Below are 14,539 nucleotides of genomic sequence, written 5' to 3' on the forward strand. Positions count from 1 at the left end.
GACCGTCTGAGCGGGCCCTGTCCTACGGGCCCGCCGCGGGGGACCGGGTCCATGCCTCGACGCCGGGCGGTTCCCCGTATCCGGCGACCGAGATCCATGCCTTCTCGACGCTCTCTTTCGTCCTGACGTATACCGGGCGGAAGAGACCGGCCAGATCGTTGCGTTCGGGGAAGGCCGTACCGAACAGCTCGTCGGACACCACCACGGCCACGGGCGAGCGACTGCCCGCCTCCAGAGCGGCACGCAGCGCCGGAGAGCCCACCAGCCGGTTCGCTGTCACCATCGCCTGCACGTGCCACGCCCGCTCGTCCCTGCCGACCTCGCCACCGTGCAGAGCGACGCGCAGTCTCAGCGTCCCGGTCACGGCATGGTCGTGCAAGGTGCCTTCCAGGTGCCGGAGCAGATCCCGGACCAGAGTGGTGCGCCGCGTCTCGTCCGGGAAAAACACGATCGCCTCGCCGTCCCCCGTGTGACGGCCTTCGCTGGGCACGTCGGACACGTTGCCGAGGACCTGGGCAAGGACGTCATGCAGGGCGCGCTGCCGGCCGGTCTGGTCCGCGGCCCCGGCGTCAGCGAAGTTCGCGATCTCGGCGATGAGGACGACGCAACTGCGCACGGAGCCCGGAGCAGCGGCGCGCCGGTTCAAGAGCCTCTGGACGCCCCCGTCCGATTCTCCCCCGTCGATACGGGCGCGACTCCACTGCGTGCCCGCCTCCACCGCCCGCGCAGACAGTTCCGGCCCCAGGTCGGTGCGCTCCAGCAGGGGGCGCAGCACGTACCGGGCCGAACGGTCGCTGCCGTGAGCGCGCAGCCAGTCGAGCGCCATCTGCCCGGCCTCCCGCACCTCTTCCGTACCGAGGCCCCGGCTGTACAACAGGGCGTTGAAAACGAACTGGGCTTCGCGGGTGGTGCCGTGAGCCCGCAGCCAGTCCATCGCCAGTGCCACGGCCACACCTGCCTCCCCGGGGGTGAGGTCGGTGCGCTGCAGCAGGGGACGCAGGACGAACTTGGCCGAGGAGTCGGTGCCGACCTCCTGGAGCCAGTCGATACCGAGGGTGACGAACCGCGTCCGTGGCTCCGGAGCCAGATCGCGTCTGCGCAGTGCGGCACTCAGGACGAACTGGTTCGAGAGGCGGCCGCGGTGCAGGTCCAGCCAGTTCAACGCCCGGTCCGCCACCACGTGGGCCTGCTCGTCCGACAGATCGTGGCGCCGGAGGACGGGGCGCAGCACGAACTGCGCCGACTCCCTCTCCCCACGGACGTCGAGCCACTCCACGGCGTGCGCCACGACCTGACGTGCCTCGTTCTCGTGCAGGCCGGTGACCGCGAGAAGAGGGGCCAGCACGAACGCCGCGTCCTGGGTGTCTCCGTGCACATGCAGCCAGTCCAGCGCGTGCTGAACCGCCTCGGCCGTCTGCTCCGGAGACAGGCCGGTGCGCGGGAGCAGGCCGTTGAGGACGTACTGGGCGCTCTCCGTGCCCTCGTCGGCGCGCAGCCAGGCCAGAGCCTGGTCGGCGGCTGCCCGTGCTTCCGCTCCGGTGAGGTCGGTGCGCTGGAGCAGCTTACGCAGAGCGGGGGCGGCTTTCTCGTGAGCGGCGGACGCCTCACGCAGTCTTCGGGCGGAATCCGCGAGCGCACGGAAGCGCTCGGCACGCCGTGTGTCGCCGCGCTCCCGCGCGGTCCGGGCGATGGCCTCCAGATCCGGGGCCGACGCGTGCTTCGCCAGGGCGTCCCACAGGCTTTCGGGCGGGGCGGGGCGGTGGCGGGACTCACCTCCGTACCGCTCGATGTCGTCCGAGAGCCGGTAGTACGCCGGCGAGGATTCCGCCTCGCCCGCCGACGGCCGCACGCGGGACAGGCCCATGCCGGCCAGGATGCCGGCAGAGAAGTCTCCCGGAACGGGCGGGGGCGTCTGACTGTCGAGGTAATCGAGGACTGCCTCAGCGAGGAGGGCGCCGGACACCACCGGGCCGTGTCCGCAGCGGCGGGCGTCGATCGCGGCGTCCACGACGGCGCGCGCGGCGGCCGGTCCGGAGACGTACCTCTCGATCTCGTCGGTGCCAATCGTCGGCAGGCCGTGGAGGATCAGGTTCTCTTCGCACAGGGCGCGAGCCTGCGGATGAGGATCGGCGCCGGCGGCCGCAGGGACGGTCGTCAGGACGTTCCAGTAATCGGTCCTCAGAGAGCCCAGCACGAGTACGGGGCCGCCGTCGGCCTCGCGCAGACGTGTCCTCAGCCCGGCCGCGATGCGCTCGCCCCGGCCACCGTCCGACTGGTCGAGGAGGTAGCGCTCCGCGTTGTCCAGCCACATCACGGTGCGCGGGCCGATCGAAGCCGGGGCGTCCAGCGCTGCGGCCAGCTCGGCGCTCGAATCGGGTTCCCACAGCCACCAGTCGTGCGGCAGCAGACGCGCCGCTTCCACGCTCGACCGGCTCTTGCCGGAGCCTGCCGGCCCGATGATCAGAACCATTCCGCTCGCCCCGGCGGCGCAGTCCCGCACGACGTCCCGTAGCAGTGGGTCGTAACTCCGCTCGACGTACGGCGGCAGTTCCATCCTCTCGGCCTCTTCGACGAGTTCGGCGATCGGGCGCCCCAGCCGTTCCCTGCGCACGGACGATCCGCCGCCTTGCCGGTGCTCCTCCCCTTCCGCGTGATGCCGCAACGCGGCGAGCCGGAACGGTGACCAGTCGCCGTCGCCCTCCAGACCGGCACGCCGCGCGAGATGACGCGTCAGCCAGCCGAAGGCCTGTTCGTCGGCCGGAACGCTCCGTCCGGTGAACCACTCGTACAGCGTGCCGGCCCGAAGGGACACCGGGGGCGACTCCTGGGCGGCCTGTTGAATCATCTTCGAGTGCGTCGGGCCGCCGGCTCGGCTGTGCAGTGCGCGCAAGGTGTCGGCCAGTGCGGCTCGGCTGTCGAGCGGAGCTCTGCCGTATCGGGTCTGGAGGCGGAGCAGGACCGCCACGCTCTGCCGAGGGGCCTTCCGCTCGACCAGCATCACGCACCGGTCCAGAGACTCAAGACCTCCGGGTTTGTCCACCTCGTCGAGGAACACCATGAATTCCACGGGAGAGGGGACCGCCGCGCCGGCCGCGAGGGCGGTGCTCACGGCGGCGGTGGCACGCGACCACGAGAACGCCGTGTGCATGGCGACCGTGACGTGCAGGGGTCCGCCGGAGGCATGCCAGACCAGGTCCCGTCCCGTGGTGTCGTCCTGCGGGGGCCCCTCCAGGGCGACGCCCTCGACGGAGGGGAACCCGCGGAGGTCGTCGAGCAGGTCGGCGGGCGTGAGCGGGCCCTTCGCCGCACGCAGGTCGTCGAAGCACGTGTCCGGTCCCGGCCAGCCACCCAGCGGGGCCGGCAGCCGGGAGTAGGTGTAGTCGATCAGGTGCCGCAGAAGGGTCTCGGCGTCCTGGAGGGCGCTGTCGGCGGCAGGACCCATGAGGGTCCGCGTCTCCTCCCAGACGCGCCGCGCGACGGCCGATGCCTCGTCGGCCGGACCGGCTGTTCCTGCGTCACCCCCGCGCGCGACCGGGCGCGCGGTGCCTGCCCTCCGCTGCGAGCCGCCGCTCCGAAGGGACGTCCGGCCGCCCCCCACCGCGCGCCGCGGTGCGGTGACCGTCTCCGCGAACGACCGCTCCGCCGCCGGGAATCCGGTCGCCGACCCCATGCCGTGCAGCACGGCCGCGATGCCTTGTGGAGCGTACGGGTGTGCGGCGGCGTGGCGGCTGAAGGCGGCCCGGGTCTGCCACTCGTCGTGGGTCGTCAGATACGTGCGCAGGTACTCCCGGGCAGCGGAGTGGAGTGCCAGCACCGGATCGCCGCCGGGGTCGCGTCGTACCGCGAACAGGCCACTGGTCAGGACCTCGGCGAGGTCGGAGTAGCCGGCCTCGGGCACCGCCTGGTCGCGCAGCACGTGCAGCAGGGGAAGGGGCAGTTCCCGCAGGCCGGAACAGAGGACGGCCAGGCGTACGGCGGGGGCGGGCGCTGTGTGGACGAACGCTTCCGCCAGCCCCGCGGGATCGGGCTTCCGGGCGGGAGCCGTGCCGCCGCGGGCCCGGGGAAGACGGCCGGTGGCGGGGACGAGGACGGCGCCGCAGCCGGCGGGATCGGCGCGCATGAGGGTGCTCGCCCAGGCGCCCAGGGAGCGCGGGGTGCACGACATGACGGGCAGCGCGGTCCACGGCCCAGCGGTTTGGTCTTCACCCGCGCGGGTCCTCAGCCGTGGCGGCGGCGTGAAGCGGAGGGCGCTGTTGTGGTCGCCGGCTCGGCTGCCGGTGACGCGTACGGCGGGAAGGTTCAGGGCGGAGCGGCGCCACAGACGCGGAGGCAGCGGGTCGAGCAGGGCCACCGGGATCCGGCCGCCCCAGTCGCGCAGGAGCAGCCAGGGGGCCGGGGCGTGCCAGCCGCGGGCGGCGCAGTCGGAGACCACCATGACCAGCCGTCTGCCCTGAGTGCCGCTGCCGTGGTGGGGAACGCGCTCGCCGGGAACCTCGCGGCCGCGGTGGTCGCGCACGCGCGGCTCGGTGCCCTGCCACTCCAGGCGCCAGGTGTGGACGGCGCGGAATCCTCCCAGGGTGGTCAGGAGCCGGATCACCGTGCGCGTGGTCTCCTCCCACACGCTCATGGACAGGGAGGAGTCCACGAGGACGACTGCCTCGAACCAGGGTTCCGGAGCGGGGCGGAACAGCGGCACCAGGGGGCCTCCGCGCGCGTAGTGCTCCACGGTGGCCTCGACGTCCAGCCGGCTGCGCCCGCCTTGCCGCCATGGCCGGCGGAACGGCTGGATCGCACGGCCGACGGCGAGGGCGTCCGGCAGCGGATCGGCGCGTCCCAGGGACAGGGGAGCGCCTCGCACCGTCGTGCCCGACCCGGACCGGCGGAGGGACAGCTCCGCGTTCTCCGCGCCCGGGGCGCTGGTGGTCTCCGCGTCCTCGGGCGCGTCCCCGTCAGGCCGTGCCGGCACGTCGGATTCCGGGCCGGGTGCCGTCTCGTCGGCAGGTGCGGCCGGGGCCGGCAGCGTGCCTTCGCCGACGGCACCGGAGGCCGCCAGCCACACCGCGTCGGCGAGGGTGCACGCGTCCGCCCCGGGAGGCAGCGGTGCCTGGCTCAGCGCCCGGAGGAGGCGGGTCAGGGCGTCAGACACGGGAGAGTTCACGCAGGATCAGCGCACGCAGCTCCTCGTACTGGTCCTGCCGGGGGGCCTGGTCGCCGGTGAGCAGGGCCACGGCGTTCAGCAGCTGGTCGATGGCGAGGTGCTCACCCGTCGCGACGCGCTCGGCGAACGTCTCGACGAGGTCCTCACTGCCGTCCGGTACGTCGTCGAAGTGGGCCTGGACGATACCGTGCAGCAGCTCGGCGGTCAGCGGGGGCATGGTGTAGCGGATGCAGCGCCGCAGGAAAGCCGGTGAGAAGTCCCGTTCGCCGTTGCTGGTAAGGAGGATGAACGGGAACTGCGTGCACCGCACACACCCGCGCTCGACGGCGTGCTCCTCGTCGCTGTCCCACCGGCGGACCAGGACGCGGGGGCGGCGGTACCGCACGAGTTCGGGGATCTCGAACTCACCGCGCTCCAGGACCTCCAGCAGGTCGCTGGGCAGGTCCAGGTCACTCTTGTCGATCTCGTCGATGAGCAGGGCGCGCGGTCGCTCCGCGGGCAGCAACGCGGTTCCCAGGGGTCCGAGTTGGAGGAAGGGGGCGATGTCGTCCCGGCTGCGTCCGCGTCCCGCCCTGCCCGCCGGGCCGTGCGTCATCGCCGCCCGCAGGCTCTGGGCGTGGATGCGGCCCAGGGCGTCGTAACGGTACAGGGCTTCGGTCAGCGAGCTGCGGGAGGTGATGTGCCAGCGCAGTACGGGGCCGAGGTTCAGCTCGTGTGCCACTTGCTCGATCACGGTGGACTTGCCCGATCCCGCCGGTCCGCTGACGAGGAGCGGCCGGCGCAGGTGCAGAGCGGTGTTGACCGCGTCGACGAGGCCGGGCGGTGGCTGGTACTGCCGGTGCTGCGGCGTACGCGGGAACGTCCGCCACGGGGGCGGATCGGCCAGCGGAGTGTTCCGCCGCTCGCCGTCCCCGCGGTAATAAGGCTTCCAGGTCACCACTCCTCCTCGGGGCCGGCCACGACGCGTTGTTCGAAGGGTCGGCAGAATTCCAGCCAGGCCTCGTCGTGCCAGACCGCGCGTACGTCACCCAGGCACGTCCCGCATCCTTCGTGTTCCCGGGACCACCGTTGCCGGTAGGCGGCGGCCAGGCCGTCGGGGAGGCTGTGCCAGTTCTGCTTCACCAGGGCCCGTAGCCGGCCGCCGGCCACCCGGGTGCCCGGGCGCGGCCACAGGACGATCGGGGCGTAGGGCAGCAGCTGTTCGAGGACGTCCTGCAGGGTGCCGGGATGGTGGTCGAGCCCGACAGCGGTGTCGTACCGGCCGGTCATGAGGCCCTGTTCGAACCCTTGCCGGTTGTCCAGGACGGACGCGCCGATCCACTCCACCGGCACGGTGGCGCAGGTGGCCATTCCGCGCAGGGCCTTGCGGGCGGCGTCGTTCATCTCGGCGCTCTCCTCGGCCGGGTCCATGCGGCCGCTCCACCGGACGACGACGTCGTGGTTGACCCCGAGCAGGCGGTGGCCGACCTTCGCCTCCTCGGGCTGCCAGCGCGCCAGCAGGTGGGTGGGGGCGGCGACGTCCACGTTGATCAGTTGTTCCGGCGAGGGGAGCCGGCGGCGTGCCCACGCCAGGGCCGTACCGATCGCCCGGCCCGCGCCGAAGCGGTCCGCGGACTCGCACCGGAAGCGCTGGTGCACCGGCAGCCGCTCCCCGGTGCCGACCAGCCAGGCGTCCACTTCCTCGGGCCAGTCGGTCAACGCGCCGGCCAGGCTGACGACAAGGCGGAGTTCGTCCTGCTGCCGCTTCTGCGCGAACTCGGCCAAGGCGTCGTTGAACTCGGTGACCGCACCGAGGTCCCGCGCCCACTCCCGCAGCCGCGCGACCACGTCGTCGGCCCCGGACAGCTGGGCGAGGGCCGCGGCGAAACGGGTGGGCGACTTCCACAGGTGCTCATCGGCGCCCGCCGCGCGCAGGGCCGCGTACTCGACCAGATCACGCAGCAGCTCGGCGCCCTCCGCCTCGGGGGGCAGACCCGCCAACTGGCGCGCTTCACGCAGCAAGCCACTGGTCAGGACGTCGGCGAGTACTTTGTTGAGGAGTGCGACGGTCTCGGCGCACTGGAGGAGCGTGGCCACCACCTGGCCGACCCGGTCGCGCCAGTGCGGGTCGGTCGCGTCGTCCACCTGACCCTGCCGGGCGAATGTGTGCAGTCCATCGAGATCCCCACGTGTCAGGGGTGCCGGCAGGCGCATGTCGGCCCGCCACATCGCCACGGCCTCTTCGAGGTCCCGCCGGCCCACCGGTCCCACCACGCCGCCTCCGGTGCCGGGGGCGGAACGCACGTTGCGGGCCAACCACAGTCCTTCGGCGACGAAGGGGTCGTTGTCGTACTCGAATCTCCCGACGGCCTGACCGACGGTGCGGCTGCGCAGTTTCTCGGTGAGCCTCGCGTCCGCGTACACCGTGGCGCCCGCTCCGGCGATCCCTTCCCGCAGCACCTCGACCAGAGCGAAGGTCAGGCGCATGCCACGGGCCGCCTGGTCGGCCGCAGCGGCGGTGACGACCGACAGCCGCGTACGGCCAGCCCGGACCCCGCCCGCGATCCTGCCCGCGTCCGGCATCGCACCGGCCGCGTGGCAGGTGTCGATGAGGGCGATCACGCCCTCGACTCCGGGCTCGTCGACGGCCTCGGTGAGCAGCTGGCCGACGTTCACCGCGGACATGGTGCTGCCGGTCGTGGACCCGGCGACCATGTAGTACAGGTCGGCCTGTTGCGGCGGGGTGAAGCCGTGTCCGAGCAGCGCCACCACCAGCACGGCGTTGTCGGCCCGTGCCCGGCGCACCGCCTCGTGCACGGCCTTGCGGACGTCCTCGGGGGCGAGCGTCGAGCTGACCAGGAAGGAGCCGTGGTCGCCGGCGCGGGGCGTGCACGCCCCGAGCGCCGGGTCCGTCAGCACGGCATGCAGGTCCCGGGCGGCCTCCTCCAGCCGGGACAGAGAGCCCATGGCCGTGCACTGCGCACCCACGACCAGCACGTGCCGGCGTTGCTCGTCGGTCACTTCTTCAGCGCTTCGACCAGGCGGCCGGCGACGGCCGGCTGCCGCAGGTACTTCGTGGCCGTGTGGACCCACAGGCCGTGGGAGTCCACCCGGTCGGTCACCGGGACGACACCCGAAGAGTTGGGCAGCATCCAGTTCTCGAGGCGGGGCCGGCCCACCACGATGTCGTCGCGGTCCCAGAAGTTCAGCCACTGCTCCACACGGGCAGGGGTGCGGGGCGGCTGCGGCACCAGCCGTTGCAGGACCGCCGCCCCGGTGGCCAGAGGCGAACCCAGCGTCATCAGCAGCGGAACCGGTCCGTCGTAGTCGCGCAGCGCCTCGAACGCGACCACGGTGCCCAGCGAGTGACTCACCACGATCAGCGGCCGGCCGGGGTCCGTCCCCTTCAACACCCGCTCACGGATCCGGACGTCCAGGGCGCGCCCGGTGCTGTCGGCCTCCCGCCTGCGGAGGTAGCGCCCGACCTGGGCCAGGTGCCACAGCAGCGGCGCACCGCTCGCCCACTGTGCGGACCCCCGCAGCCCCGGCACCTGCAACAGGGTCGTCAGCACCCACCCGAGTACGCGGAACGGCTCTCCGACGCCCTGTTCCTCGGCCTCGGCGTCACCCGGCAACTGTGCGCGGGCGTCCTCGACCACGGCTGCCGCCCGCCGGTCCCCCCGTTCCCGGGCCTGCCGGCCGAGCTCGTCGACCAGTGCCTCCACGAACGCGGTCATGAAAGCCGCGTCTTCCTGCTCGTCGAGCGTCCCGGCTCCGTCCCCCTGGGTTTCGGAATCGGCGAACAGGTCGCTGTAGTCGGCGAAGCGCACCTCCGCCAGCCAGCCCTGCGTCAGCCCGGAAACCGCGTCGGAGTGCCCAGCCCCGCGCGCTCCCTCGGCCAAGGCCTCGAGCCACTCACGGCGTTCACGCGCCGGGTCCCGAAGCCCGCCGATCCCATGGACGAACACCAGTTGAGTAGCACCCGAACCGCTCACCCACGCCCCCGTAACACCCTTGCGCCGACACTCAGCTGAACCCTAGCCACAACTCGCGGGCCCGGGGCGTGAATCGGCCAATGCTGTGCCGTCGGCACGGAGGGACACCGAGGAGCCGGTACCCCTCTCGCCGGCGGCGAAGACAGCCGGTCGATCAGTGACGTGAGCCCGGGGCGCCGCGCCGACGTCACGGCGCCGGTGCGCCACCTTGGAGACGGTGCTGAGCGAAGCTCCCGCCTCGGCGGCCATGTCCGTCAGCAAGCCGTGCTGCGCCCCGGACGCGCCTTGCTCCGAGTCGTCGTCCGATGACCGGGATTCCTCGCACGCTCTGCCTTTCTGTCTTCCGGTATGCCGTTGACGGGGCAGGCGGACCGGGGCCCGGCACGAGAGGCTTTCGGATTCCCGGCTGCGGATGGCCCGCCCGCTGGATCGGGACACTGGAACGGGACGCGCAGCCGGACAAGCGCACGGAACAACCCGGTTACGGAGATTCTTCGCCGGCCACGCGAAGACGGCGCGAGGCGGAACGAGCCCGGCGCGGCCGTGTCCCGAGCAGCGGTGCAGCCATCCGGCTGTGGGAGTTCCGGCAGGTGGGACGCGGCCCCGCCCAACAGCCTCAGGAGGCGCGCCAGACGTTGTTGACTTCATGGGCTGCCTCGATGGCCGGGGGATCCGCGAGCAGCACGAGTGCGCTGAGTGCTTCAGACGGCGGGTGAGGGCCCGTGCCGGCGGGGCCGGGTGCTTCAGCCGGCGGGCCGCGCGGGCAGGTCGCGGGCGGTGTCGGCCAGTCCGCGGATCTCGGTGGCGACGCTCTCCCACGCGGGCTCGGGAAGCTCATGACCGACTCCGGGCAGGAGGACCAGGCGCGAGCCGGGAATCCGGGAGGCGATCACCTTTCCCGCTCCGGGCTTGATGAGAGGGTCGTCTTCCCCGTGGAGCACAAGGGTGGGCCGGGTTATGGCGCCGATCTCCGGGCCGTGCCACTGCGCGCCGATCTGACGGCCCTGCGCCTGCTGGTCCCGCACGCCGCCGTCGATGTTGCGCGTGGCGCCTTCCCGGGCCGCCGTCTCGTCGAAGGGGCGGTTCGGCGAGGCGAGGAGACGGGAGACGGCGACGCCGGCCGCGATGTTCCCCTCGGGGGTGTCGGGGAACTTCAGGCCGGCGAACTTCGCCAGGGTCCTCAGCCGGATGTACCGCATGGTCCGCAGGCCCGCGGCGTCTGCGGGGACGGAGGCCATGGACGTGAGCGTCCGGACACGGTCCGGGTGCCGTAGCGCGACGCGCTGTGCGACGGCACCACCGAGCGAGACACCCAGCAGATGCGCCGACGACCACCCCAGGGCGTCCATGACCGCGACGGTGTCATCTGCCATGTCCTCGGCGGTGTACGCCTCTCCGCGCTTCCTGAACAACGCGGAGATGGGGCTGCGGGGGGCGGTGGGCGGCAGGTGGGTCGACTCCCCGCCGTCGCGCTGGTCGTAACGGGCAACCGCGAAACCGTGCGCTGCCAGCATCCGGCACAGCCCGTCCGGGAACCACCGGCGGTTCGCACCCAGGCCTGTGACCAGCAGGAGCGGATCACCGTCCACCCGCTCGGTCCACCGGTCGAAAGCGAGCCGGACCGTGCCGTTCTCGGCCCAGCGGACCGGACTCCACGGGCCGGCCGATGACGAGGACATGAGGACCTCCCATAACTGCGATCAGTGTTCGCAATTTAATATAGGGGATGCGACACGAGGCCGGCGAGGCCGGGTGCCGGACGAGACCGGACGAGACCGGACGAGAGAGGCCGACGACTTGGCGCAGGAACACGTGACGGTCTGGGCACGGCCCGAACGCGGCACCCGCGGCCCCGCGGCTGTGCACAGCCGCGCGGAACTGACCGCTGTCGCCGTCGAGCTGGCGGACCGGAGCGGCTTGGCGGCCGTGTCCACGCGCCAGGTGGCCAGGGCGCTGGGCACGGGCCAGGCGTCCCTCTACCGCTACATCTCCAGCCGCGACGACCTGCTCGACCTGATGACGGACGCGGTGGCGGGAGAGGTCGGCCTCGACGTCCCGCTGGGCGGCGATCCCGTCGAGGACCTGGTCGCCCTCGCGTCCCGGACCAAGACGGTCCACCTGCGCCACCCCTGGCTGTCCGACGTTCCGCCGGAACCTCTCCGGCTGGGCCCCCGGGGCCTGGACTACCTGGAGTACGCGCTGAGGGCGATGGCCCCCGCGCCGCTGTCCGGGCGGGTCAAGATGGAGATCGTCGCTCTGATGAACGCCCTTGTCGCCCAGTTCGCCCGGACGGAACTCCGGACGAGCCGCGGACACGCGAGCCGCCAGGCGGCGCAGACCGCCTATCTGGGCGAAGCGGCCTCCCGGGGCGGGCATCCGCATGTCGCGGCCGCCATGGCCGACCGCACCGGAGCGGACCCGGCACAGGCCCCGCGGGACCTGTTCGAGCGGATGATGCGCCGGGTGCTCACCGGGCTCATCGCGCCCGACCCTTCCTGACGGGCGCTTCGCCCGGCGCGTCCCGCCGGCCGGGGCGCCCAGTCGCACCGCGCCTGGGCCGGGCCTTCGGCGCGGTGGCGGAGGAGCGCGGCGGGGCCGGGACGGCGGGGCCCCTGATCCCCGGCCGTACGGCGAAGGGGACCTCGTACGCGGACGGCCCCCGGGGGCCGCCGTCCCGATCGGCACCGGCCTGGCTCGATGCTGCTCCCGGTGGGATCATTCTTGTACATATGGTGACACCGGTGGGCGAGAGCGAGCGGTGATGACCAGTGACGCCACGGTGGTGGTCGACGGACGGGGCGTCGTCACGGGCTGGAGCGAGGGAGCGCGGAGGCTGACGGGGTACGCCGCCGCGGAGGTGGTCGGGCGGCCGGCCGGCGCGCTGCTGGCGGACGGGGTGCCCGGCGGGGCGCGGCGGGCCCTGGAGGACGGCGCAACGATGACCGTTCGCCACCGGGACGGCCGGCTGATGGAACTCGCACTCCGGGCGTGCCCGCTGCTGGGGGAGCAGGGGGAGCGAGAGGGCTTCGTGGTGACCGCGGCGCCGGACGATCAGGGCCGGCTGGTCGGGGAGGCGGCATTCCAGCAGGCATCGGTGTCCATGTCCGTCTTCGACACCGAGCAGCGCTATCTGCGGGCCAACGGCACGGCGTGCCGGGTCATGGGCGTGGCGGAGGCGGAGCTCCGCGACCGGTTCTTCCTCGACATCTCGGAGAACGCCGAGCACAGCCGGGGATTCCTGCGCCATCTGCGGGAGGTGGTGGAGACCGGAGCACCCGTCCACTACGAGAGCTGCACCCGCGCCCCCTCCGGAATGCGCGAGCACGCGTGGAACACCGAGATGTGGCCGGTGCGGGACGCTTCCGGGCGGCTGCTGGGCACCGCTCTGGCCGCCTTCGACAGCAGCGAGCAGCACTGGGCGCGGCAGCGGCTCGCCATACTGAACGAGGCCGCCACCGCCATCGGCACGACGCTGGACGTGGTCCACACCGCCCGCGAGCTGGCAGAGCTCGTGGTGCCCCGGCTGGCGGACTTCGTCAGCGTGGACCTGCTGGACTCCGTACTCCGGGGGGAGGAGCCCGCCGTCGGCCCGGTGGGCGCCGATGTGGAGATGCGCCGGGCCGCGCACCGTTCCCGCGACCCCGGGGTGCCGGAGGCGGCGATCGGCCTGGGGGCGGCGGACGTCTATCCGCCCTTCTCCCCGCCCGCCCGCGCGCTGGCCACCGGCCGGGCCGTGCTCACCGGGGTGGGGCAGCCACGGCTCGACACGTGGCTCGCGCGGCACGACGTCCGCTCCGCCAAGCTGCGGGAGCTGGACGCCGCCGACTTCTCGATGATGGCCGTACCGCTGGTGGCGCGCGGTACGACGCTGGGGGTGGCGGCCTTCGTACGGCAGCTGACCCCACAGCACCCCGACCCCTTCGACCAGGACGACGTGTCCCTGGCCGAGGAGCTGGCCAGCCGGGCGGCCGTGTGCGTCGACAACGCGCGCCGGTACACGCGGGAACGCACCACCGCGGTGGCGCTGCAGCGCAGTCTGCTGCCGCGGGCGATGACGGCGCAGGCGGCGGTCGAGTTCGCCTCCCGCTACCTTCCCGCGCGCTCCGAGGCGGGCGTGGGCGGGGACTGGTTCGATGTGATCCCGCTGTCCGGGACCCGGGTGGCGCTGGTCGTCGGAGACGTGGTCGGGCACGGCATCCACGCCTCCGTGACCATGGGGCGGCTGCGTACGGCGGTATGGACACTGGCCGATGTCGACCTGCCGCCGGACGAACTGCTGACGCACCTGGACGACCTGGTCGGGCACCTGGCGACCGAGGAGGGCTCGGTGGGCGGGGAGATCGGGGCGACCTGCCTGTACGCGGTGTACGACCCGGTGTCCCGCCGCTGCACGATCGCCTCGGCCGGGCACCTGCCGCCGGTGGTCCTGTTCCCCGACGGCACCGTCGAGGCCGTCGAGGTGGTGGCGGGCCCGCTGCTCGGCGTCGGCGGGCTCCCGTTCGAGGCCACCGAGCTGGTGCTGCCCGAAGGCGCCGTACTGGCCCTCTACACGGACGGGCTGGTCGAGGCCCGCGATCTCGACGTGGACGAGGGCACCGCCGCCCTGAGCACCGCTCTGACGGCCCCGGCAGCCACGCTCGAGGACGTCTGCGACAACGTGATCAAGACCCTGCTTCCCGACCGCGCCGACGACGCACCCGACGACGTGGCCCTGCTGCTGGCCCGCACCCGCGCCCTGGACGCTGGTCAGGTGGCCGTGTGGGACGTCCCCTCCGACCCCGCGGTGGTCGGCCGCGTGAGGCAGTACGCCACCGAGCGGCTGACCGACTGGGGACTCGACGAGGCGTCGTTCGTCACGGAACTCGTCGTGAGCGAACTGGTCACCAACGCCATCCGCTACGGCGGCGCCCCCATTCAGCTGCGGCTCATCCGCGACCGCTCCCTCATCTGCGAGGTCTCCGACGCGAGCAGCACCTCGCCCCACATGCGCCGCGCCCGCACCTATGACGAGGGCGGCCGTGGACTCCTGCTGGTGGCCCAGCTCACCGACCGCTGGGGGTCCCGGCCCTGTGGCAGCGGCAAGACCATCTGGGCCGAGCAGCCGCTCCCCGTGGAAGAAGCCCCGCTCGAAGGCATCTTCACCTGAAGCCGCTGGCTGTCTCTGCCGCCGCTGCCCGTGAACAGGCCGCAGACTTCTCTGTACGACTTTTTGTTATCCGGGGCCCTTCCCGTACGTCTCCTGAGCGTTTTTGCCCCCACGCGACAGCAGGAGCCCCCTCATGGGTCAGGACAGCAAGCACCGCGCGCCGAGCCGCCGCAGCCTCCTCCAGATCGGCGGCGGCCTCGCCGAGACGTACGGATGGACGGGCTGGTGCACCATCAGCATCTCGGCGCCCGCGTCCCGGGC

Annotated in this window: 7 protein-coding genes; 2 read left to right on the forward strand and 5 right to left on the reverse strand. The window is 72.8% G+C overall.

Translation table 11 applies throughout. The annotated features are described in order from the left end of the window. Positions 1-22: 22 nt before the first annotated feature. The 5 genes from ACWD0Y_RS28835 to ACWD0Y_RS28855 all read right to left on the reverse strand — a co-directional run bounded on the left by ACWD0Y_RS28835 (position 23) and on the right by ACWD0Y_RS28855 (position 10,811). Positions 23-5,146, reverse strand: a complete 5,124-nt coding sequence (locus tag ACWD0Y_RS28835) for an SAV_2336 N-terminal domain-related protein (protein WP_450263257.1) — start codon at positions 5,144-5,146, stop codon at positions 23-25. Beyond that, positions 5,139-6,095 (reverse strand): AAA family ATPase, encoded by a 957-nt coding sequence (locus ACWD0Y_RS28840; RefSeq protein WP_450263258.1) that lies wholly within the window; start codon positions 6,093-6,095, stop codon positions 5,139-5,141. The genes ACWD0Y_RS28835 and ACWD0Y_RS28840 overlap by 8 nt, the downstream gene beginning before the upstream one ends. Then, positions 6,092-8,158 (reverse strand): vWA-MoxR associated conflict system protein, encoded by a 2,067-nt coding sequence (locus ACWD0Y_RS28845; protein ID WP_450263259.1) that lies wholly within the window; start codon positions 8,156-8,158, stop codon positions 6,092-6,094. The genes ACWD0Y_RS28840 and ACWD0Y_RS28845 overlap by 4 nt, the downstream gene beginning before the upstream one ends. Further along, positions 8,155-9,039 (reverse strand): hypothetical protein, encoded by an 885-nt coding sequence (locus tag ACWD0Y_RS28850; protein ID WP_450263260.1) that lies wholly within the window; start codon positions 9,037-9,039, stop codon positions 8,155-8,157. Before ACWD0Y_RS28850 ends, ACWD0Y_RS28845 begins: the two co-directional genes overlap by 4 nt. Positions 9,040-9,875: 836 nt before the next feature. After that, positions 9,876-10,811, reverse strand: coding sequence for an alpha/beta fold hydrolase (locus ACWD0Y_RS28855; protein WP_450263261.1), 936 nt, complete (start codon positions 10,809-10,811; stop codon positions 9,876-9,878). 118 nt (positions 10,812-10,929) lie between these two features. Between ACWD0Y_RS28855 and ACWD0Y_RS28860 the strand changes: the two genes are divergently transcribed. Beyond that, complete coding sequence (locus ACWD0Y_RS28860; RefSeq protein ID WP_450263262.1) at positions 10,930-11,631, forward strand: TetR/AcrR family transcriptional regulator; 702 nt, start codon at positions 10,930-10,932, stop codon at positions 11,629-11,631. A gap of 262 nt (positions 11,632-11,893) precedes the next feature. Then, complete coding sequence (locus ACWD0Y_RS28865; RefSeq protein WP_450263263.1) at positions 11,894-14,278, forward strand: SpoIIE family protein phosphatase; 2,385 nt, start codon at positions 11,894-11,896, stop codon at positions 14,276-14,278. Positions 14,279-14,539 lie beyond the last annotated feature (261 nt).

The organism is Streptomyces altiplanensis, from assembly GCF_053591575.1.

What these genes read in the sequence shown, in the direction of transcription:
- ACWD0Y_RS28855 (WP_450263261.1), bottom strand. Translation starts at nt 10,811, where the DNA reads ATGTCCTCGTCATCGGCCGGCCCGTGGAGTCCGGTCCGCTGGGCCGAG.
- ACWD0Y_RS28865 (WP_450263263.1), top strand. Translation starts at nt 11,894, where the DNA reads ATGACCAGTGACGCCACGGTGGTGGTCGACGGACGGGGCGTCGTCACG.